The sequence below is a fragment of the Cyclobacterium sediminis genome (assembly GCF_054781075.1).
The window spans coordinates 136548-160909 of sequence record NZ_BAAGVC010000011.1; the positions used below are offsets into that span (position 1 = coordinate 136548).

The window sequence follows — 24362 nt, forward strand, 5'->3', positions numbered from 1 at the left end:
TGCTATGAAAAAAAATATAAATAAAATAAGTCGTGTGATCCTTATCAGTTTGCTAATGATCACCACTTGGGGATGCAATGAATTCCTCGATGAGACAGACAAATCGAATTTCACTTTAGAGAATTATTTCACGCTTCCTGAACATGCCTCCAGTGTAGTCAATTCCATCTACGAAAGCCTTAGACCGGTGATGCAATCAGGTTTTGGTGGAGGTCCGTGGATGATGCTTGAATTTTCCACAGGCTTGGCCAATACAGAACTTGGGCAGGCACAAAACAGCTTATTTGTAAGGAATTTGATCAACAATTCTGACAATGGTTATGGACAAACATACTGGACCAGTTACTACAGAGGGATAGCCAATGCGAATCTGGCGATTGAAAAAATTCCTGAAATAGAGATGGACAGTGAGACCCAAAAAAGACTTTTGGGAGAAGCTCGATTTCTACGGGCATTCTATTACTTTAACCTGGTAAGAATTTTTGGTGACATCCCGTTGATAACCTCTCCGATTGACTTAACCAGTCCGGAACTGTATCCGGAAGCTGCTTCTACAGCTACCATTTATGATCAGATTGTGGCAGACCTTGAAGTAGCTGAGAATGCCGGTCTACCTTGGAGAGACACCAGCGGCAGGGTTTCACTGGGGGCTGTAAAAACTTTAATGGCCAGTGTTTACCTCACCATGGCCGGTTATCCCCTACAAGCCGGAGACCAGTATTACCAACTTGCCGCAGAGAAAGCCAATGATGTTATCCAATCAGGTACCTTTGATTTGTTTGCTGATTATGATAAACTTCATTCTGTTGAAGATAAAAATCAAGGTGAGCATATATTTATGATACAATATGCAGCCTTTACTATTCCTTCTTCTTGGCAGGTTTCCATTATTCCTTATAATCGAGGCATTTCTGCTTATAGCGCAGAGACCGGAGGCATCTTCTCCAATCAAGAGTTTGTAGATGCATTTGAAGACGGTGACAAAAGAGCTGATGAAAAGACATTCTTCTATACAGAATACAGTTTGGAGTCCGACAGAAGCACCATCAAAGAACTGGGAGACTATTATATCTGGAAACATTTTGATGAAGAAGCCCAACTAAATTCTACCAGTAGTGGCTTAAATTGGCCTGTCTTCCGTTTTGCTGAGGTATTACTTATCTATGCTGAAGCAATGAATGAAGTCAATGGACCAACGGATGCTACCTATGAAGCCATTAACAAAATTCGAGACAGGGCGGAGTTGCCCGCACTGGAAAACCTTAGCCAGCAAGAATTTAGAGAAGCTGTATGGCGCGAAAAATGGGTAGAGATGTGCTTTGAAAACAAAACATGGTTTGACATGGTAAGGTTACGAAAAGCCTGGAATGTAGTTTCCGGAGAATTTGAAGATTATGTTGGGCATCAATTTACCTATGGTCCTACGGTAACTGAGCGGGAATTGCTTTTCCCAATTCCTACTGCCGAAATCAGAAACAACGACAAACTGAGCCAAAACCAAGGTTATTGAGATACCAATATAACTTAACAGTCAATTAAAAGAAAAGGGGTAAAAAGAAATTGAATCATTCTTTTACCCCTTTTATCCTTTTTTACTCAGATCTAATTGAATAAATGAAGGAATGTTACAAACAATTTTATTACTTTAAACCCGAATTATCCCAAAGGGATTTATTTTAGGTAGGAACTATAATAATTCAGTCAATTCGATGCAATTTTAAACAGGACTCATTTCAATAGATCCTCTTTTATAAATGCCTAGACGATTGAGCTTTCTTCGCTAATTATAGTGGCAACTGATAAACCGGAATAAAACTTGAAATAATAATTACAACCAATGAAAACAATCCGTCAGATTAAAAACAGTAGGCTCAAAGTAGCCAGCCTCTTCGTTTTCACTTTCTTAATCACTGCAGGTTTAGCCTTGGCTCAAGAAGACAAGTTGCTTTTGCAATTCGAAGGAGAAAATGGTGCCGGGAAAGGCAAAAATATAGTCCTAATAAGTGGTGACGATGAATACAGATCTGAAGAAGGATTGCCTATGTTGGCAAAAATCCTTTCCAAACATCATGGTTTTAATACCACTGTTTTATTTGCTATCAATCCTGAAAACAATAATGTAGTCCCAAATTATAAAACCAATATCCCGGGCATGGAGCATCTTCAGGAGGCAGACCTTGTTATCATCTTGTTGCGATTCAGAGAACTTCCCGATGAACAAATGAAACATTTTGATGATTACCTGAAGTCAGGAAAACCTTTGATTGCTTTACGTACTTCTACTCATGCCTTTAATTATGGAAAGGACAGCAAAAGTCCTTACGCCAAGTACCACTGGCAAAGCAATGTACCCGGATGGGAGAAAGGATTTGGTAAAAAGATATTGGGTGAAACATGGGTAGCACATCACGGCCACCATGCTGTGGAAGGTACCAGAGCTCTTTTAGATGGAATTCAGGTTTCTGCCAAAAACCCTATATTAAATGGAGTGACCGACATTTGGGCTGCTTCTGATGTATACACAGTAAACGGTATTGGTGAAGATGCTGAGGTTTTGATCCATGGTGCATCTACCTCCGGAATGAATGCTGAGGCACCAATCAACTGGAAAAAATCATTAATGCCTGTGGTATGGACCAAAACCTACCAAATAGAGGGAGGTAAAAAAGGAAAAGTATTTGCAAGCACTTTGGGGGCATCCATAGACCTATTAAGTGAGGACTTGCGCCGATTAATCATTAACGCAAGCTATTGGGGACTTGACATGGAAGACAATATACCTGAAAAAGCCAATGTAGATATTGTCGGAGATTATGCGCCCACCATGTTTGGATTTGACAATTTCCGACGCGGTATGAAAGTCACAGATTTCGAATAATTTTTAAAGCCTAAAATAATAATAGATAATGAATAAGATTGGATTTAATGTCTTGGCCTGGTCCGCTGCAGTTTCTGATGAATTGAAACCAATTATCGAAAGACTCAAAACCATAGGCTATGACGGGGTGGAGTTTTTTGTAGGTGCACCGGATGAAAAAGCCTATAAAGAAATAGGCAATTTTACCCAAGGACTAGGACTGGAAAGCAGTACAGTATTTGTGATGGGACCTGATGAAAACCCCATAGACCCTGATGCTAAAATAAGGGCTAAAGCCCTAGAAAAAATGAAATGGACCATAGACCGTTCTTATGACTTAGGTGCAAAAGTTATCTGTGGCCCTTTCCATTCTGCTTTCTCCACATTTGCCCAAAGATCCCCCAATGAGGATGAATACAGCAGAAGTGCTGAGGTTTTATACCAAGCAGGAGAACATGCCAAGCAGGCAGGAATTGTACTTACACCGGAAGCACTTAATCGCTTTGAATGTTACCTGTGCAATACCATGGAGCAATTGCTTCATTTGATCAGCAAAACAAATCACCCGAATGTTAGGGCCATGTTTGATACCCATCATGCAAATATTGAAGAAAAAAACCTGGGAGATGCCCTAAGAAAAATAGCACCGGTATTGAGTCATGTACACATTAGCGAGAATGACAGGGGCACTCCCGGCTCCGGCCATGTTCCTTGGGATGATACCTTTGCTACCTTGGCTGAAATAAAGTTTAATGGATGGCTAACCATAGAAGGGTTCACCAGAAATGACCCTGATTTTGCTAACTCCATTGGCGTATGGCGAGATTTCTCCGAACCTTGGGAAATGGCAGAAAATGGCTACAAATTCATTAAGTCCATGGGAGAAAAACATGGGCTCTAAGCCCAGGATAAAATATCATAAAAAATTTATTTTAACAGTAACTAAAATAACCAAAGCAAATGTCTAAACTACCCTTTCGTTTCGGCGCAGAAGTATACACCTGGTTTATGAGTAACAATGGAGAAACTTATAAAGGCCAGCTGGGCCACATGATAGAAGTTATCTCCAAAGCAGGCTTCACAGGAATCCAACCTATATTTACCTGGATGGGTCCTTTGGCCGATGCTGACGCTCTTGAGGCCAAGCTAAAAGAACAAAATATTTCACTAGCAGCAGTAGCTTTAGCATTAGATTGGAACGGAAACAAAGAAACTGAAGAGGAGAAAAAGATAGCAGATGAAGCCATAAAATTACTGTCTAGATTCCCTGATTCAGTTCTTTGCACAGTTCAGATTCCAACCGGAAGACATGAGCTTACACAGAGAAGAAAAAACCTGGTAAATATCGTCAACACCGTATCAGCAAGAGCGACAGACAAAGGGGTTATTAGCAGCTTTCACCCCAACTCTCCCCACACTTCCATTACCAGAACGGAAGAGGACTATAAAGTAATCCTAGAATCTCTGGACCCTAAAGTCACAGGCTGGTGCCCTGATGTAGGTCACATTATCAACGGAGATATGGACCCTTTGACCAAAATGAAAGAATACCGTTCCTTGATCAACCATGTGCATTATAAAGATTGGGATGGCAATCCTGAATTCACACTTATGGGCAATGGGAAAGTAGCCCTTACAGAGATTACCCAATGGCTTAAAGATGAGAAATTTGATGGATGGATCATTTGTGAAGACGAAGGCGAAGAAGCTTTGGAGGACCCTGATTTTGTAACCCTTCACGATGGAAAATGGGTGCAGGAATCTTTAATCCCAAAACTAAAATAAACTATGCCTTTCATTAAATCCAATGGGATCAACCTTTATTACGAAGAGCATGGAGAAGGGGAACCCTTACTATTGATCATGGGCATTACTGCCCCCGGAGCAGTGTGGGAAAAACATCTTGAGTATTGGAAGCAATTTTTCCGATGCATCATCGTAGACAACCGTGGTGTTGGACAGTCTGATAAACCAGCCGGCCCTTACACTTCTTCCATGATGGCTGATGATTGTGCAGGCTTACTGCAACACCTAGGCTTGGAAAAGGTAAGGGTGGCAGGAGTTTCCATGGGAAGTATCATTGCTCAACAACTCGCCTACCGTCATCCAGACCACGTAAAGTCCATGGTCCTCATGTGTCCTTGGGCAAGATGTGACAATACCGCAAAAGATATTTTCCGTCATATGATGGACATCAAAGCCAGACTAAAACCAGATGAATTTAATCGATATATTCAACTGTTAATTTATTCTAAAGCTTCCTTTGATAATGAAGAAACCTACAAAGGAATGCTTGAAGACAGGTTAAAGGCCAATAATGACACCAACCCCCAACCATTAATCGGACTTGAGGGACAAGCTGCTGCCTGCATGGAACACTATATCCTGGAACAATTGAAAGAAATAAAGCAACCTGTGCTTGTCTTAGGAGGTGAAGCGGACAAATTCACCCCGCTATGGATGACCAAAGAAGTTGCTGAAAACCTTCCAAACTCAGATTTACACACCTACTCTAAAAGTGGGCACGCCTTCCATTGGGAAAATATCGATGATTTTAACCCGAGGGTAAAACAATGGTTATTAACACATTAGATTGAAAACCTTGACCATTAGAAAAATAATGGTCAAGGTTTTTTTGGGTAGCTAAACTAGGTTATTTTTTGAAAATAATGATTCTTTCATTATCTTGAGATCACCCCTACATTACCCATACTAAAAACCAAACCCTCACCCAATGAAATTCTTCATTCCTACGGAAAAGCTTTTTAAAGCTTTTTTAGTGGCAATCTTATTGTTGCTAGTTTTAAATATTATCAGCATCTTTCTGGCTATTAATCTCGATCAAAATGACACTTTAGGCTCGTTCCTAATACTGCTTTTTGATTTTAATCAGGAGGCAAATATTCCCTCTTTATTCTCTACCCTACAATTTCTGGTCGCGTCCCTTTTATTGTTAATCATTGCGGTTTATAAAAAATCAAGCGGTAAAAAACATTTGAGATGGCTAGGTATTTCTTTCTTGTTTTTCCTTTTAATGTTAGATGAAGCCATATCCATCCATGAATTTTTATTCACTTTTCTTCAGGAACAGTATCATAATTCTTCATTTTTTTATTATACCAGCCTACTTGTTTTCGGATTAGTTTTGGCAGGAATTGGCTTGATTTACATTCCTTTCTTCAATCACCTCAATAAAAAACTACTCATTGGTATGTTTTTGGCAGCAGGCATATTTTTATTAGGCGCCATTGTTTTTGAAACCATCGGAAACAATGTTTTTGAAACCTATGGTTTAAGCTTAGGATACAGGTTGCTATATACAATTGAAGAGACACTTGAAATGCTTGGACTTGCAATTTTCATTAATGTACTTAATTGGTACATTGGTATAAAAATGCAAAAAATATCCATTGTGCTTACAATTTAATAAATCCTTTATTCCTAATCTACCGATACAAATAACTCTATCAGGATAGCAAGACAATTAAAGCTTTGCTAAGCATTAGAATACTGGACAGTACAGGATAGTTCTGATCGAAAAACTACTATCTTTAAAACATGAATCTAAGCCTGAATATTGCACTTATAGTGGCAGGGTTGACCAATGACCCCAAGCCTATAACTTTTGAAAAACAAATTATTGCCATGGAGACCGCTGAGTCCGCAGGGGTTTTCGATGTAGATGAAGATGGTCATTTGGATATCGTCTCCGGTAGTTACTGGTACAAAGGTCCTGAATTTTCCATGAGACAATTAATCGGTCAAGTTAAGCGAGTGAGTGAATACTTTGATGATTTCTCTACCATTCCCATGGATGTAAATGGAGATGGAAAGACAGACTACGTAACCGGCGGATGGTTTGGAAAGACCCTATATTGGGTAGAAAACCCCGGAAGCAATAAGGAATGGGCGGTGCGCGAAATCACCAATCCCGGGAATGTGGAGACCACACGTGCCTGGGACGTAGACAATGATGGCCATCCCGACATTGTCCCCAATACACCCAATCAACCACTTGCATATTATACCTTAACCCGAGATGCAAACGGAAAAGGTACGGGTGAATTTGTTAAACACCCGGTAACTGAAAAACATGGCCATGGCTTGGGATTTGGCGATATCAATGGAGACGGTAGAGGAGATTTTATTGTCGCTGAAGGTTGGCTAGAAGCCCCACAAGACCTAAAAAATGGCACATGGGAATTACACGAATCTTTTCAATTGGGCGCTGCCAGCGTCCCCATCATCGTAACAGACGTAAATAGTGATGGATTAAATGACCTTATAGTGGGACAAGGCCACGACTATGGTTTACATTGGTACGAACAAGTAAAAGAAGGGAATACCCTTTCCTTTGTAAAACATGCCATTGACCCTTTCCAATCTCAATACCATACCATGGAGTGGGTAGACATAGACAATGATGGCGAAATGGAACTGGTTACCGGTAAACGCTACCGGGCACACAATGGAAATGATCCCGGAGGAAATGATTTTATGGGCATGTATTATTTCAAGTGGAATGGAGAGTCTTTTACCAAAAATGTGATAAGCTACGGCCCTTTTGGAGAAGGTAAAGGAGCAGGCCTTTATTTTTCCGTCACAGACTTAAATGGCAATGGAATGAAGGACATTGTGGTGGCTGGAAAAGATGGCCTGGTAGTGTTCCACAACAAAGGAAGCCGATAAAAAACCATCGTGTTTAACCAAGTTGTTAATTACTGGAAATTTAAATTAACTTTTAATTAATAAGCAGCACTGATCCATGATTGGTGCTTTCTTTATATTTGGTTTTATTTCGGAGAGACTATCACTAAAATTATTTTTCTCCCTGGTACTTTAAACAAATAATCGTTCATGAAAAAACTAATCTGCTTTTGCTGGGCAATAAGTCTCAGTTTTAGTCTTCTGGCTCAAAACACCGTCACAGGCTACGTCTATGAAGACAGCAATCAAAATGGAAAAAAGGAACGCAGAGAAAAGGGCATTCCTGAAGTGGCTGTCAGCAACGGAAAAGAAGTGGTACTTACTGATAAAAAAGGGAAGTACGCTTTACCAATAGGAACCGATAATATCATTTTTGTCATCAAACCAAGTGGGTTTAAAGTGCCTGTCGGTGAAAATCAATTGCCTGACTTTTATTATATCCACAAACCTGAAGGATCTCCCGAATTACAGTACAAAGGTTCTGAACCAACCGGTAAACTACCAAAGACAGTGAACTTTGCTCTGCACAATAGCGAAAAGCAGGATAATTTCACAGCAATGATATTTGGCGATCCACAACCTTATAACAAAACAGAATTGGATCAATTTGCTAAAGGTGTGGTTGATAAGGCCAAAAATGAAAGCAATATTAGTTTTGGAATTAGTCTTGGTGATCTGGCAGGAGATGACCTGGATTTACACCCTCCCTATGTAGAGATTCTAAAAAGAACGAACTGGCATTGGTACAATGTAATGGGCAATCATGACATGAATTACGATGCAAAAATAGACGAGCATTCTGACGAATCTTTTGAAAGGGTATTTGGACCTGCCACCTATTCTTTTAACCACGGAAATGCTCATTTCATAATTTTAGATGATATCCTTTATCCGGATCCCAGAGATGGCAATGGTTATTGGGGTGGATTTACTAAAACGCAGCTGGATTTTGTAGAAAATGACCTAAAACATGTAGCCAAAGACAAATTGATTGTTTTGGCCTTTCATATCCCTTTACAACATATCAACGAAAACCGCTTCAAAGACAGTGACCGACAAAGACTTTTTGATATTCTAGCTGATTACCCAAACCGGCTTGCAATGTCTGCCCATACTCACTTGCAACGACACAACTTCTATTCAAAAGAAGATGGATGGAAAGGAAGTAGCCCATTCCATGAATACAATGCAGGGACCACTTCAGGGGACTGGTACTCCGGAAAAATAAATGATGAAGGTGTTCCCATTTCAACCATGAGAGATGGTACACCAAAAGGATATGCCCTACTTCATATTGAAGGAAATCAATATAAAATAGATTACCAGGTAATCGGAGCACCAAAAGAACACCAGATAAAGATCTTTAACCCCAAAGTAGTCGCTAATAACCGAGGTTCGGGCTCAGGTATTTTTGCCAATTTTTATATGGGAGACAAAAATGATAAGGTAGAATACCGAATAGACAATGGCCCTTGGAAAAACATGAACTGGGTAGAAGCCCCTGACCCTTCTTATGCAGCAGCTGTGATGGAATGGGACTTGATGGACAAATTAGAACCCGGAAGAAGACCTTCCAACCCCGTCAATGTTACGCACCTGTGGAAAGGAAGCATCGACACCAAGCTGCCGATAGGAAAACATACCATCACCGTCAGAGCCACAGACATGTTTGGCCGGACATTTACAGAGACCAGCGAATATACTGTAGCTGAGCCAGTGGCTTATTAATCTAACACATAAGCTTACCTATTAAATGGGTGGCTAAAGTATCAGGCAGAGTACCTGATACTTTAGCCACTTTTTTTATTTAGCCCTGCTAATGAGAAATCGACAATAGGTCTAAATTACATCTTTTGGGTTTTAAATAGTTACCCGAGAATGGAATTAAAACAGGTCACAGTGGTAAACCTCATCCTAAGTTTAAAAAAAGTCACGACTTAATAAGCAATTAGAAAATTCAGTATATTTAAAAATGCATGGAAATTCAATCAATAAAATAATTGACGCATTAGACCTGGCGCCTCACCCTGAGGGAGGATATTTCAAGGAAACTTATAGAAGTACAGATGAAATCAATCAAAGTTGCTTACCTGAAGGATATAAGGGCAAAAGAAATTATGCCACTTGTATTTATTTTTTACTGACCTCAGATGATTTTTCTGCTTTCCATAGGATTAAACAAGATGAGATTTGGCATTTTTATGATGGCTCTCCTTTAAGGTTACATACCATCTCAGAATCCGGACTTCATCAAACACAAATAATTGGTAAATATTTTGATAAAGGGGAAACACCCCAACTCATTGTTCCAGGAGGGCATTGGTTTGGGGCGGAAGTTATTGAGGAAAATTCATACAGCTTAGTAGGATGCACTGTTTCACCGGGATTTAGTTTTAATGATTTTGAGTTAAAATCCAAGAAAGAGCTTAGCAACTTATTTCCACATTGTAAAAAAATAATCGAAAGGTTAACGCATTTTTAAAAAAACTGCATTTAATTTAATGGTTGAAACGATTTCTCCCCCATACAATCTCCCCAAAATACTCAAACCTAACCGAAAAAGTCCCGAACACGGTTGAATTCATGCACAGATGATTCCCTTTCTTATCAAATTCACACACAGAATTAATGGAAGTTTTCTTCTCCTAAAGATTAATATTTATACAAAGAAAACCACTGCAACACCTATGAAAAGTTTAAATCGGAAAATTCATTTATCTCTTTTATCAATTGCATTGCTGATTCTCAGTAATTGCAGTCCTCCACAACAACAACCGGAGAAAAGACCAAACATTTTATTTATTGCGGTGGATGACATGAATGACTGGGCAGGTTTCTTGTCCGGCCATACCGGCATGAAAATTCATACCCCGAATATTGACCGTCTTGCAGCATCTTCCATGATCTTTACCAATGCACATACTCCTGCACCTGCATGTGCACCTACGCGTGCAGCTATTCTTACGGGCGTGCACCATGCCCGATCAGGCGCTCAAAATGTTTACTGGGGAGATGGACCATTATGGAGAGAATTTGAAGCCCTTAAAGAGGTCACAACCTTAGAAAAATTCTTCAAAAACAATGGCTATAAAACACTTGGAGCAGGTAAAATTTACCATAGCCAAGCTCCCCCCTGGTCACCCACGAGTCAGGTAGAACCTGAAAATTGGGATTATTATTACCCCAGCCCCTACATTTCTCACCCATTCCAAATGAGGGCACCTGAAGAGGTCATTTACCCTGAAGATGTAGACAATGAAAACCGCCCCGGAGGAGGAGCCAATAGTTGGTGGACTTGGGGAGCAATTCCTGTTGCGGACGAAAAAATGGCTGATTATCATGTAGCCGACTGGGGGAGCTACCAACTCAGTCAAAAACATGACAAGCCTTTTTTCTTAGCTGTAGGGATGTGGAAACCACATGACCCTTGGGAAGTGCCACAAAAATATTTTGACATGTATCCACTAGAGGACATTGTATTACCGGAGCGCAAAAAAAATGACCTGGAGGATTCATTTGATCATGGAAGAAGATATATCATGAAATGGGTGCTGGAAAATAATCAATGGGAGAAAATCATTCAGTCCTATGCTGCATCCATCACTTTTTCTGATGCCATGGTAGGACGTCTCCTAGATGCTTTTGAGAACTCTGAGTATGCAGAAAACACCATTGTTGTATTGTGGTCTGACCACGGCATGCACATGGGAGAGAAAGACAATATTGAAAAATTTACCCTCTTCGAAAGATCAACCAGAGTCCCGCTACTAATAGCTGTCCCGGGAATGTCACTTGCAGGGAAACGATACAACCAACCAGTGAGCTTAATGGATTTGTATCCAACTCTTGTAGACCTTGCCGGGCTGGAAAAACCTGCTCATCTGGATGGGAATAGTTTGGTACCACAACTGAAAGACCCAAGTATAACTTCCGATCCTGTTATTTCAAGCTATAAATTCAAGTCTATTGAAGGTCATGCAGTAAGGAGCATGAGGTACAGGTATATCTATTACCCTGAAATAAATTTGGAAGAACTCTATGACCATGATAACGATCCAAATGAATGGGACAATATTGCCTATAAGGATGGAAACAAGACTATCATTGAAGAGCACCGAAAGATTTTATCAGAGATGCTATCGGATTTGACTTGGAAAGAAGGTACACCTGAAGGGTATTCAATAGATAAGGAAGGCAATGTGAAAAAAGATGACTTTGTTTCTTTTTAACCTAATTCAGTAAGAATTTCTAAATTGTTGATTCCCATTTTATATGGCAATAACCTCATTAACATTCTTCTATTGAAATCCTATGGGCAGTTTTCGTATTACAAGGACTGCCCATCCTTTTTATTGTCACTTCTTCCAGGGATTTTTTATTCTAAACCTTAAACCATTGGTAAATAATGGGTTCAACCACAGAATTTTGGCAAAATTGTTGCGTAAAAAAAAACTATACCGTCAACATCGTATCTTAAATACTTCAACCGGCTTTGGATATAAACAAAGGTTAGCAACAAGCTTTATGCAATTAGCTAGGGATTTTATACATCTTACCATACAATATAGAATAGGGCTGTTATCGCAGAATTGAACCCTTGGAAGATCATCAAGCCTTCAGCAGGTTTAAGAAACGAATAGACAAATTTCGGATTTTAACCCCAGCAAACTATGAAATCAATTTGGAATGGCACTGTCAGTTTTGGACTTGTCTCAATCCCTATAAAAATGTATTCGGCTTCAGAAGGGCGAACCCTCGATTTAGACATGCTTGACAAACATGATCATGCACGCATCAGGTACAAACGGGTGAATGAAAATACAGGAGAGGAGGTAGCTTATAAAGACATCGTGAAGGGCTATAAAAAAGACGATACCTATGTAATTCTAGAAAAAGAGGACTTTGAAAATGCCAACCTAAAAAAAAGCAAAACCATCGACATAGAAGAATTCGTAGAGGAGACTGAGGTGGCGGATATGCTTTTTAAAAACCCATATTACCTCGAACCCCAAAAAGAAGGAGGGAAAGCTTACAATTTGCTAAGGGATGCCCTAAAGAAGACCGGAAAACTTGGCGTGGCAACTTTTGTTATGCGGCAAAAAGAAAATCTTTCACTCATAGGTGTGTACAAGAATGTCATTGTTTTGCATGTCATTCGTTTTGCGGAAGAAATCCGCGACACCAAGGAAATTAAAGTACCAAAATCTAAAACTTCCGATAAGGAAATTGCCATGGCAGAATCCCTGATTGAAAACTACACCGAGAAATTTCAATTCGAGAAATACAAAGATGTTTATAATGAGCAACTTTTAAAGACCATTGAATCTAAATCTTCAGGTAAAAAAGTCAAGGTTGAAAAGGTTAAAAGTGAGCCAACCGCTGCCAAGGATTTGATGGCAAAACTTAAAGCAAGTCTTGAGCAAAGAAAAAAAGCCTCATAGATGGGACTCAAAGCATACCGGGAAAAGCGAAGTTTTAAGGACACACCTGAACCTAAAGATCTGCTTGAAGAGAGCAGTCAATCCAGGTTTGTCATTCAAAGGCATCGTGCCAGTCATTTGCATTATGACCTGAGATTGGAAATGGATGGAGTACTAAAGAGCTGGGCTGTACCAAAGGGACCTTCCATGAATCCACGGGACAAACGACTGGCAGTACAAACCGAAGATCATCCGGTAGCTTATTTAACTTTCGAAGGAGTCATTCCAAAAGGCAATTATGGTGCAGGAAAAATGACCATATGGGATGAAGGACATTACCAAAGCTTAAATCAACAAAATAATCTTATCAAAGATCATAAGAAGGGGAAGCTGAAAATCATTTTTCACGGCAGGAAACTTAAGGGAAGCTTTACCCTGGTGCGTTCTTCCGCTATGAACAAAAAAGAGCAATGGTTGCTTATAAAGCACGACGATGCATTTGCTACTGACCTGGATTACGATGCTGAAGATTTTAATGTTGAGGCTTTTTCATTGGAGCAAAGTGAAAGTGCAAAGCAGCTGGATTTAAGATCGCTGGTAAAACCCATGCTAGCCTCACCCGGCACTACAATTTTTAATGACAAGGACTGGATATACGAACTAAAATATGATGGCTATCGGGCATTGGCCAATATCAGTAATGGTAAGGTGGAACTCTATTCCCGCAATGGAATTTCCCTCAATGAAAAATTTTATCCTATTCATATAGCGCTCAATAGAATTGAGCATACTGCAATTCTTGACGGTGAAATAGTGGTCCAAGACGATGAAGGGCTTCCCCAATTTAATGCCCTTCAAAATTACAATGAAGAGACAACCAAAGGAAGATTGGTATATTATGTATTCGATCTGCTGCATCTAAACGATCACGATACCTTGGAACTTCCGCTTCTAGACCGAAAGCACTTGCTGAAAGAATTGATTCCGGAAACCTTTCATTTGCGCTATTGTGACCATATCGAAACCATGGGGATAACGGTATACGAACGAGCCATAGAAATGGGTATGGAAGGAGTAATCGCTAAAAAAGCCAATTCAACTTACGACTTAAACCTTCGCTCTCCCAATTGGCTAAAGTTCAAAAAGATTGAAAATACAGAAACCATTATTTGCGGTTATACAATTTCAGAGAAAAAGTCTCGAAAGTTTGGTGCATTAATACTAGGAATGATTGAAGATGGTCAACTGACCTATGTAGGGACTTGCGGTTCAGGTTTTTCAGAAGAACAGTTGAATGAAATGTATTATAAGTTTGAAGTTCTCAAAACTGAAAAGCCTGTATTCGATATACGCAAGCACCTGAAAGGACGTGAAGCAGTGTGGATGATCCCTAAGCTGATTTGTGAAGTTAAATTTTCTGAATGGACTTCCTCAAAAGTAATGCGCCATCCCGTTTTCTTAAGGTTAAGGGAAGACAAAAATTTAAATATTGAACAAAGCCCTACTCCATTTGAAAAAGTAAGCACTCAAAAAAAGACAGTTGAGGAGGAGTTTGCATTGAAAGTGGAAGATGTTATGGTACACATCACCCATCCCGAAAAAACTTATTGGCCGGTATCCGATTATACCAAATACGACATGTTAGACTACTATATCCAAATGTCGGACTTGATTTTACCCTACCTTATGGATCGCCCGGAAAGTTTGCACAGGCATCCCAACGGCATTCAAGGTGAATCTTTTTATCAAAAAGACCATGAACATTTACCTGACTGGATAGATACCCACAGCATCCATTCATCCTCTTCTAACAAAGTAATCAAATATCTAATATGCCAGCAAAAAGCCACCTTGCTATATTTAAACAATTTGGGATGCATTGAGCTACACCCCTGGCATTCTACAATCTATCAATTAGACTACCCTGACTATGCTATCATCGACTTAGACCCTTCTGATAAAAACACCTTTGAACAGGTCATAGAAACCGCCTTGGTTGCCAAAGAGGTACTAAAACAGGCAAAAATTGAGGGGTATTGTAAGACTTCCGGCTCATCAGGTTTGCACATTTACCTTCCTATGGGAGGGAAATACAGCTATGAAGAAGCCCGAAATTTCACCAAGTTGCTTTGCTACTACATTCGGGAAAAACTTCCCCAAATAACTACCATGGAACGGTCGCTTAAAAAAAGGGGGGCAAAAATATACCTGGATTACCTACAAAATCGCAAAGGACAAACCATTGTTGCTCCTTACAGTTTAAGGCCCAAGAAGGATGCTCCGGTATCCATGCCATTGCTTTGGTCGGAAGTCAAATCCGGATTAAAGCTCACCGACTACACCATGAAAACCGTTCCAAAGATAATGGCTGAAAGGAAAGATAATTTTAAAGCTGTTTTAGGGAAAGCGATAGATATGGACATTGCCCTCGAAAACTTGACCAAACTATAAAGCACTAAATCAATTGATTAAAAACAATTTAATTGTTACATTATCAGAATAAAAACAACATCTTTTTTTTTGAATAATTCTGAATCGGCAAAATCCCAATAGAAGACCTAACTAAATATGCACCTCATCAAATATACATTAAATACGACGATTTTATTTTTGGTTTTGAATTTCACCTATGCTCAAACTAAAATTGGTTTGTTCGATAATCATCTAGACATTGGTTCAGTCAAAAATAAGGGGTTTGCCCAATATCATAAACAGGATCAAACCTACACCATTGGAGGTAGCGGTGGAAATATGTGGTTTGACAAAGATGAATTCCAGTATCTCTGGACTACTTTACAAGGAGATTTTATTGTGAGGGCTGAGGTTGAGTTTTTAGGAAAAGGTGTTGACCCTCATCGGAAGGCAGGATGGATAATTAAAAATGACTTAAATGCAGACACACCACATGTGAACGCATCTATTCATGGAGACGGGCTAACCGCTTTACAATTCAGAAGTACCATCAAGGGTAATACAGAGGAAATTGTAAGTTCAGATAGCCTTCCCAGTGTCATCCAGTTAGAAAGAAAAGGAGACACCTTTATCATGTCATCAGCGAAGTTTGGACAGCCATTCCGAGAGGTTATTACCACTAATATCAGTATTAAAAATCAGGTATATGTTGGACTGTATGTATGCGCACATAATGCTGATATAATGGAAGTAGCTAAGTTTAGAAATGTCAGAATCATTAGGCCTCCCTCTCCGGATTTCAAACCCTACCGAGATTATATTGGTAGCAATCTTGAGGTGATGGATGTATCGACGGGACATAGGAAAATCCTCCACAGCACGGCCAATTCCATTCAGGCCCCCAATTGGACACCAGATGGAAATCATTTGATTTATAACGGCGGGGGCCGTCTTTACCAATATGAGATCAATGAAGGAACAATAAGCCCATTCAATACTGGCTTTGCCATCAAAAATAACAATGACCACGTTTTAACTTTCGATGGCAGTTTAATGGGCATTAGCAATCACAATGAAGAGGACAATAATCAATCCACCTTGTATTACCTACCCTCAAAAGGAGACTCCCTTCCTGTGAGAGTTACTCCACAAGGTGCCGGGGATTCTTATTTACATGGTTGGTCACCTGATAATAATAAAATGATTTTCACGGGAAATAGGAAAGGGCAATATGACATCTATACTGTTGATATCAAGACCGGTGTTGAACAACAATTGACTCACCTGAAAACTTTAGATGATGGAGCAGAATACAGCCCTGATGGGGAGTATATTTTTTTCAATTCAGCAAGATCCGGTAAAATGAAACTTTGGAGAATGACCGCAAATGGTGAAAATCAAGTCCAATTGACGAATGACGAGTACAATGATTGGTTTCCTCATGTAAGTCCTGACCAAAAATGGATTGTTTTTATTTCTTTCCCAAAAGAAATTGATCCCAATCAGCACCCATTTTACAAACAATGCTTATTAAGAATTATGCCTTTCAACGGAGGAACGCCCCAGATAATAGGGTATATATATGGTGGTCAAGGATCAATAAATGTTCCTAGTTGGTCTCCAGATAGCAAATACATCTCTTTTGTAACCAATACCAGGCTTTAAGCAGTCATTCCCAAAACTCAATTGATGCGATAATTAAAATTGTTGTAGGACTTTTTTTTCTCTCTTGGACGATATTGCCTTGTACTGAGCTTACACTGGAGAAAGAGATCCAAAATTCTCCATCAAATGTATGGGCGTAGGAAGATGGCTGTCAATTCCCACAAATAATGCAAGATTGGGTAAATCAACGGTAACCTAATCGTATGAATTATAAGTTTGCTTTCAAGAATTTTCCTTGGTTAATTGCTGAAACATCTAGGCCTTCGGAAATCATTTTTGAATGCTATCAAAAATATTTAGAAATGGGTTTTTGCCCATTGAATCGGTCTTTTTTATCCTATATTCACTCTTAAAGATAAAAACCGTAGACAATGAAATTTATATTTAAACCTAATTGTAAAAACCTATCGTTTCATATTAGGTTAGAAATAACTAAATTAAGAACCTATAGCACCGGAAAACCATCAATGAGAGGTTGAGTACAACCTTATAAAAATCAATTGTAATTTTTAAATTCCAAGAAATGAAGAAGGTATTATTCTTAACAGGAGACTTTACAGAAGACTATGAAACCATGGTTCCATTCCAAATGCTTGAGATGGTTGGTTACACTGTTCATACGGTGTGCCCGGACAAGAAAAAGGGAGACGTTGTAAAAACTGCCATCCATGATTTTGAAGGTGATCAGACTTATACGGAAAAGCCGGGCCATAATTTCGTTCTCAACTACAGCTTTGATCAGGTAAACGTTAGTGACTACGATGGATTGGTAATTGCCGGTGGAAGGGCACCGGAATATTTGAGATTGAATGATAAATTGATTGAAATGGTCAAACATTTTTTTGAAAAAGATAAGCCTGTAGCTGCGATCTGTCACGGTATACAAATCTTGACTACAGCTGGCGTAATTAAAGGTAGAAAATTAACCGCCTATCCTGCTGTTGGCCCTGAAGTAACCTTAGCAGGCGGCGAATTCCAAGATATCCCTGCAGACCAAGCCTATGTGGATGGCAACCTTGTTACCTCCCCGGCCTGGCCGGGTCACCCAAGTTTTATTAGAGAATTCTTGAAAATCATGGGTACTAAGATTGAGATATAGAAAAATTGATAAAGGGGCAAATTGCCCCTTTATTTTTAATTAGAAAGCTAATTTTTTTGCGATTAAATTTAACATAAGTTTAATGGGAGTCTAACCATTTGAAAGAAATTTTACTGATCAAAAAAGTGAGATTGCTAATTCCCCAATAATATCCCTAAATAAAAAAAGCACTATTTCCAACTTGAAGTAGAAAAACTCCTACACCAATTATGAATATATGTAACCTACTAGTTATCTCCACTTTCCTTTTACTAGTCCATTGTACAGGTAACTCGTCCAATCCTATAATTGAAGCTACACAGACTTCTAATCCAGTGACCATCGATGGTCGAGCCAATGAACCCATTTGGAAGCAAGCCAAACCTATAACCCTGAAGAATAATCGTACTGGAAAGGAAGTTCAGGAATCAGCGCTACAAACCCATGTCAAGGCATGTTATGATGACACCAATTTGTATTTTCTATTTAAATGCAATGATCCGGATATATGGGCTGATTTCACACAACGTGATGAATATTTGTGGAAAGAAGAGGTGGTGGAAGTATTTATTGATGTGGATGATAACCCAGATACCTATGTAGAAATCGAAGTCTCCCCTGCCAACATTATATTTGACAGCTATATTGTGGATCCAGAAAATATTGATGTTCCCGCTACAGCTAAATTCAATTTACCGGGCCTAAAAACAGGTGTAACTGTACAGGGAACGCTTAATAAGCGGGATGACAAAGACATCAGCTGGACCGTAGAAATGGCCATTCCCTTTGAAGATTTAGCCAATGCAACTACTGAAAAAGTAAGCCCTGAGACTGAAATTAGGCTTAATTTTTATCGACTGGATAAAAACCAAGGCCAAGAATTTGCATCTTATGCTTGGTCCCCTACCGGTAAGAGCTTTCATAAACCAGCTGTTTTTGGGAAACTGGTGTTTAAATAAAAAGCCCTGAGAACATATTTGGTCAACTCATTTCTTAAAAAACAATAAGCTGCTTTTCATACGTGTTAAATTCATTGGAGTAAATTAATTCGGTTTGTGATTAAAAAGAAAAATCACAAAATATTTTTTAGTTTAAAACTTAATACATTTATTTTTTCTTAGCTCTTTTTCTTTATGTTTGTAAAGAAAAATTTTTATAAAAAGACATATACATACGATAGTTAAAGAGAGATTTTTCGATTTTTAATTCAATATACCATTCATTTACAGCACATTAACAATCATTTTAGCAGGATTTTTGAAGTTTAAAAAATAACTTTTTATTAAATATGAGTTTCACAAAGTTACTGGCAACAGCTATTTTATGTATGTTTGCCTTTTCCCCTCTTGCTTATAGCCAAGAGGTAAATCAAGATTACATCATCAATCAAGAGGGTCACAAAATTTACGGTACCATTAAAAAATCCTTTGATTTTAATCATACCAAATCTATCCCTTTTATAAATACTGAAGGAGTTAAAACCAATTATTATCCTGAAGAAATTCAAGAATTCGGATTGGAGAATGGCAGAAGGTTTAAGAGCAGGCCCATGCCTAATAAAGAAAAGGAAGGAACAGTCTTTTTTCAAATAGTTTTGCAAGGAAATGTCAGCCTATTAAGTTATCGGAACCGTTATTTTATAGAAAATGAGGCGCATTTCTTAGAATTATATGTCGTTTCTGAGTCCAAGGATGTCGATGGAAAATTAGTGAGGACAAAAGACCGGGAGTATATGGGGCGCTTAAGCTATATTCTTTACGGTCCCTGCGGAAATGAATTGCAGGAAAAAATTTCCAAAACTAATTTATCAGAGAAAGAGCTAATATCTACGTTTGAGGCCTACTATGCTTGTGAGAAAAAACCCTATCAATTGAATGTCAAAAATCTTCCTTTTGTAAGAGCCTCACTTGTCCCTGGAGCAGGCGTACAGTATAGCCAATCCTATTTAACAAAAGATTCCTTCGATGAAATCCCTCATGTTTTCAACACCAACTATAGCCCATTTATAAGCCTTGGAGTTAAGCTGGATCACTGGAGGCGATTGCCACGTTTTGCTTTTGACTCGGGCATAGGTTTTACCAAAGGTGATAATGTGATTAATATGGAATTGTTTAAACCAAATCAGCGATATTCTGCTACAGAGGAGTTTTCTAGTTCAACAATAATTATCCCCATCTTTATCAATTATTTAACATTTCGGACCCGAAATAATGAATTCTATATTGGTGCTGGAGCAGTCATACGCTCCAATACATTAAAAAGTAAATTTAGTATTGTTGACCATAAAATCACCTATGAACCTGTTACAGTACGGCTTTCTGAAGAATCTGTATTCTCTTACTCATCTTCAAAATTTTCACCAGCAATAAAACTAGGCGTCAACTTCTTGTACAAAAATCGATTCGGCATAGTTTCAGAATTTCAACTGGAGCATGTTTCAAAAGGATACACGATAGATTTAAGCAGTCGTCAATCTTACTACAATTCCCTTGTTGCCTCTTATATGATAGGTTTTAGGTTATGAAAAGACATTTATTTATTATCGCATTATCGGCCATTTTCTCAATTACTGGCTGTGAACAAGAAGAATTGTCACCAAGGACGAACCCCAGATTTAGTGCTACCTACATTCAAAGTATTGATGAAACGGGGGTAGGATTTGCTTGCAATATCTACGATTTTGGTAGCGAGGAGATTATTGAATACGGCTTCCTTTATAGCCTAAATGACTATCCTATTATGGAAAATTCCGAGGTTATTTCGCAGGTAGGCAAACCGGGAGATCAGTTTTCGATGAAAGTCGAACAATCTTTAATCAATGGAGTAAACTATGCCGTGGTTGCATTCATACAAACCACCACTGAAAGGGTATATTCAAAACCCATTGGATTTGTAAGTCAGGGGGCGCCGGGTTTTATTTTTGAAAAGTTTGAATATAAAACACCCATTTATTATGGAGACACCATCACTGTTTGGGGCAGTAAGCTAAGTAAACTCACCGATAAGTATGCAGTGAATTTTCAAAACCAAGAAGCCCAAGTTATTAATATTGAGGAAAATTCATTCAAATTTATTGTTCCTGAATTTTACGAGTTCAATACCAGCGAAAATGGTCCGGACTACTTTGATGTCACCCTTCAGGTTTTGGATAAAACAATTTCAATGAATGTAAATATCCCCTTCCAGGATGCTGAATTCGAAGTAAGAGATATTCAATTAATAGATTATGGGGGCAGTGTCGAAATACACGGCAACTATTTAAAAGACGCTAATCTTAAAATTGTCACCAGCAATGCTATTCTGGAAAGCATTCATTGGACCAATGTCACCGTTGAATATGCCGGAAACGATAAGATAGTATTTAAACCCAGAATCTCTTATTCTGAGACCAACCAGTACCTGACCCTCGAAATTCGTGGCAAGACATATTCCTTAGGCAACAAAGTCTTTGAATTTAAAACTCCTTGAATAAAGGCTGATTGATAGCATGGTGTTTCAAAATCGTTTAAATCCCTTGATTACAAATACAGACGAAAAATATTCAACAGTAACCCCTCTCCATCCCTGCCCTCATACACAACAAATCAAGCCACAAAACCATATCCTTTGATCTCTTCTAATACTGAATAAAAAATGGAGTGTTTAATTGAAACCCCTCTACTTTTATTAAAACCCAAAATCATTGGACTAAATATTGACGCAAAGTTCTTAAATTAAATTTTGGTTCGTAAAAAGCCGATATGAGCTCTTTTACGGACGAAAAACTTTGTTAATATCAGCACAAAATCTCAGGGCGCAATAGTCAATATTGAATCGTGTAAATATCAGACCTCAATGAAATTCAGCATTCTATCAATTCTTATTCTAATTTTCACGAATACCTTTGCACAAAAAGACCCTGCTTGGGACAATACGCATATTGAAAAATGGCCTGAAGCCTGTAAAAAAGTAATGATTACCTCCACTTTGGATGGAGAAAAACAACCCGCCTATTATTATGCTGCTACACAGCCAAACCGACCATTAATTGTCAGCCTCCACACCTGGAGCGGTAATTATGAACAAGAAGATGAACTTGTTAAAGAAATTCTCAAAAGGGACTACAATTACATCCATCCAGATTTCAGGGGGCCAAACAAAACCTTTGAAGCCCTTGGAAGTGAGTTTGTAATTCAAGACATTGAAGATGCCATAGCCTACGCTTTAGAAAACAGCACTGCGGACCCTAATAATATTCACGTAATAGGTACGAGCGGAGGTGGACATGCCACCTTACTCACTTATATGAAGACCAATTTTCCAGTAAAGACCTTTTCAGCTTGGGTTCCAATTTCTGATATCAAAAAATGGTATTATGAATCAGAAGGGCGGGGAAACAAATACTCAAGGGATATTGCCTTATCTACTGTAAAAGGGGCTGCATTTGATGAAGAAAATTACCACATCAATGAAGCGGAAGCCATTAAAAGGTCTCCCATCCATATGCCAACACCAATTGAGAAACGCAAAAACAGCAAACTTTATATCTATGCGGGAATCCATGATGGGTACACCGGGTCAGTGCCCATTACCCAATCTTTGGATTTTTACAATAAGGTAGTTGCTGATTTTGACTCACTGGAGAAAAAAGAGTTAATTCCCCAGAAGGACATCAAAGAAATGCTTGCCTCAAGGAATTTTGTTGCAACCAATAAAGACAGCATTGCCGACAGATTAATACATTATCAGAAGACTTATAAGGATTTGGTAAAACTTGCCATTTTTGAAGGCACCCATGAATGTCTTACCAGTGTGGCGCTAGATCAAATAGAAACGGACAAAGTTTTGGCCATTGGAGATTCAAATGGGGCGAAGAGAAATGGCTGGGTAGATCAATTGAGAAACGCACAGTTTGAGGATTTTATCTACAATACCAGCATCTCCGGAAACACCATTGGTTTTGATAACAATGGTCAAGAAAAGTTAAATACCTTAAGCAACTTAGACAGGTACCTGAATGAGGCCGAAAAAACTTTACACGGACTTGACAAGGTGGTCATTTTGCTAGGCACAAATGATTGCAAAGCAGTTTTTGAACCCAGAAAACATGAAATTGCGGAAAACATGAATCGATTGTTAAAAGGTATAAAATCGCATGCTGTATACCTTAAATACAAACCTCAGGTGTATGTAATTTCACCTCCTCCTTGCGGCGAAGACGATATAATGAAAGAGAAATACCATGGTTCTTCCGAAAGGGTCAAGTGGCTTATCCCTCAATTCAAAAAAGTAGCAGAAAAAAATGACTGCACTTTTATTGATATTCATACCCCTTTGGCCCCTCAGTGGACCTCCTTAGCCAAAGATGGTATTCACCCTGAAGAAGATGGGCAAGAAATGCTCTCCAAAATCATCGTTAATAATTTGAATTGATTTCAACATGTAATAGATTATCTATTGCATATTTCAGGTTTAAACCGGCCACCTGGCATATAAAATATGTTTGTGAAAGTTTTGTGATATTTTTTTTTCAATATTGTATTATGAGCGAGAAAAAGATACTGCTAATCGAGGACGATAAGGATATTGCTGAATTGGTAGCCTTGCACCTTAGCAATTTAGGGTATGAGGTTGATTGTGTCAATAACTTTACTGAAGGCATGAAACGTTCGCTTGAAAACCAGTATCTGCTCATCCTGTTGGACTTGATGCTTCCGGATGGAGATGGATTGGATATTTGTCACAAATTAAGAAGGGAGAAAGTACAAACTCCTATTGTAATGCTCACTGCTAAAACTGAAGAAATTGACAAAGTTCTGGGCCTGGAATCCGGAGCAGATGATTATATAAGCAAACCTTTTAGCATCAGAGAGTTTATTGCTAGGATTAAAGCAATTATTCGCCGAAGCTCTATTTCTATTATTGAAAATGAGGAAGATATTTTTCAATTTGAGGAGTTGGTAATTAACATCTTTAAGCGCAAGGTTACCCTTAATGATAGCCCTATAGATCTAACAAAAAAAGAATTTGAACTCCTTTACTTTTTAGCAAAAAACAAAGGGGTAACTTATTCGAGGGAAAAGCTACTTAACATTATTTGGGGGTATGAGTACAATGGCTACGACCATACTGTAAATTCACATATTAACCGCCTGCGTGCTAAAATCGAGCGTACACCCAATAAACCCAAATTCATTTTGACCTCTTGGGGAGTAGGCTACAAGTTCAATGATGAATTATAAGC

At 38.7% G+C, this 24362-nt stretch carries 19 protein-coding genes; all 19 read left to right on the plus strand.

Features of this window, described 5'->3' with window-relative positions; genetic code table 11:
* Positions 1-4 precede the first annotated feature (4 nt).
* The 19 genes from ACYVHJ_RS13580 to ACYVHJ_RS13670 all read left to right on the plus strand — a co-directional run bounded on the left by ACYVHJ_RS13580 (position 5) and on the right by ACYVHJ_RS13670 (position 24360).
* The gene (locus ACYVHJ_RS13580) at positions 5-1510 is read left to right on the plus strand and encodes a RagB/SusD family nutrient uptake outer membrane protein (protein ID WP_339903290.1); all 1506 of its coding nucleotides are present in this window, start codon (positions 5-7) and stop codon (positions 1508-1510) included.
* A 327-nt stretch (positions 1511-1837) separates the two neighbouring features.
* Positions 1838-2878: a ThuA domain-containing protein gene (locus ACYVHJ_RS13585; RefSeq protein ID WP_460515621.1), complete on the plus strand. Its 1041-nt coding sequence runs from the start codon at positions 1838-1840 to the stop codon at positions 2876-2878.
* Between the two features lie 28 nt (positions 2879-2906).
* Complete coding sequence (locus ACYVHJ_RS13590; protein WP_460515623.1) at positions 2907-3758, plus strand: sugar phosphate isomerase/epimerase family protein; 852 nt, start codon at positions 2907-2909, stop codon at positions 3756-3758.
* A gap of 59 nt (positions 3759-3817) precedes the next feature.
* On the plus strand, positions 3818-4642 hold the full coding sequence (locus ACYVHJ_RS13595) for a sugar phosphate isomerase/epimerase family protein (protein ID WP_339903287.1): 825 nt from the start codon (positions 3818-3820) through the stop codon (positions 4640-4642).
* Between the two features lie 3 nt (positions 4643-4645).
* Complete coding sequence (locus ACYVHJ_RS13600; protein ID WP_460515626.1) at positions 4646-5449, plus strand: alpha/beta fold hydrolase; 804 nt, start codon at positions 4646-4648, stop codon at positions 5447-5449.
* A gap of 142 nt (positions 5450-5591) precedes the next feature.
* Positions 5592-6284, plus strand: coding sequence for a hypothetical protein (locus ACYVHJ_RS13605; protein ID WP_460515628.1), 693 nt, complete (start codon positions 5592-5594; stop codon positions 6282-6284).
* 131 nt (positions 6285-6415) lie between these two features.
* Positions 6416-7546 (plus strand): FG-GAP repeat domain-containing protein, encoded by a 1131-nt coding sequence (locus ACYVHJ_RS13610; RefSeq protein WP_460515630.1) that lies wholly within the window; start codon positions 6416-6418, stop codon positions 7544-7546.
* 168 nt (positions 7547-7714) lie between these two features.
* Complete coding sequence (locus tag ACYVHJ_RS13615) at positions 7715-9292, plus strand: calcineurin-like phosphoesterase C-terminal domain-containing protein (protein WP_460515632.1); 1578 nt, start codon at positions 7715-7717, stop codon at positions 9290-9292.
* A gap of 244 nt (positions 9293-9536) precedes the next feature.
* Positions 9537-10046, plus strand: coding sequence for a cupin domain-containing protein (locus ACYVHJ_RS13620; RefSeq protein WP_460515634.1), 510 nt, complete (start codon positions 9537-9539; stop codon positions 10044-10046).
* Between the two features lie 205 nt (positions 10047-10251).
* Positions 10252-11793, plus strand: a complete 1542-nt coding sequence (locus tag ACYVHJ_RS13625; protein ID WP_460515636.1) for a sulfatase — start codon at positions 10252-10254, stop codon at positions 11791-11793.
* A 441-nt stretch (positions 11794-12234) separates the two neighbouring features.
* Complete coding sequence (gene ku / locus ACYVHJ_RS13630) at positions 12235-13005, plus strand: non-homologous end joining protein Ku (protein WP_339902058.1); 771 nt, start codon at positions 12235-12237, stop codon at positions 13003-13005.
* Positions 13006-15435 (plus strand): DNA ligase-like domain-containing protein, encoded by a 2430-nt coding sequence (gene ligD, locus ACYVHJ_RS13635; protein ID WP_460515638.1) that lies wholly within the window; start codon positions 13006-13008, stop codon positions 15433-15435.
* A gap of 117 nt (positions 15436-15552) precedes the next feature.
* The gene (locus ACYVHJ_RS13640; RefSeq protein ID WP_460515640.1) at positions 15553-17061 is read left to right on the plus strand and encodes a TolB family protein; all 1509 of its coding nucleotides are present in this window, start codon (positions 15553-15555) and stop codon (positions 17059-17061) included.
* A gap of 523 nt (positions 17062-17584) precedes the next feature.
* A complete protein-coding gene (locus ACYVHJ_RS13645; protein ID WP_460515642.1) occupies positions 17585-18160 on the plus strand; it encodes a DJ-1/PfpI family protein in 576 nt (191 codons plus the stop codon).
* A 209-nt stretch (positions 18161-18369) separates the two neighbouring features.
* Positions 18370-19098: a carbohydrate-binding family 9-like protein gene (locus ACYVHJ_RS13650; RefSeq protein ID WP_460515644.1), complete on the plus strand. Its 729-nt coding sequence runs from the start codon at positions 18370-18372 to the stop codon at positions 19096-19098.
* Positions 19099-19427: 329 nt separating this feature from the next.
* Entirely contained in the window at positions 19428-20663 is a 1236-nt protein-coding gene (locus tag ACYVHJ_RS13655) for a hypothetical protein (RefSeq protein ID WP_460515646.1), read from the plus strand.
* A complete protein-coding gene (locus tag ACYVHJ_RS13660) occupies positions 20660-21607 on the plus strand; it encodes an IPT/TIG domain-containing protein (protein ID WP_460515648.1) in 948 nt (315 codons plus the stop codon). The genes ACYVHJ_RS13655 and ACYVHJ_RS13660 overlap by 4 nt, the downstream gene beginning before the upstream one ends.
* Positions 21608-21973: 366 nt before the next feature.
* Positions 21974-23551: an SGNH/GDSL hydrolase family protein gene (locus ACYVHJ_RS13665; protein WP_460515650.1), complete on the plus strand. Its 1578-nt coding sequence runs from the start codon at positions 21974-21976 to the stop codon at positions 23549-23551.
* 110 nt (positions 23552-23661) lie between these two features.
* The gene (locus ACYVHJ_RS13670) at positions 23662-24360 is read left to right on the plus strand and encodes a response regulator transcription factor (RefSeq protein ID WP_460515652.1); all 699 of its coding nucleotides are present in this window, start codon (positions 23662-23664) and stop codon (positions 24358-24360) included.
* Positions 24361-24362 lie beyond the last annotated feature (2 nt).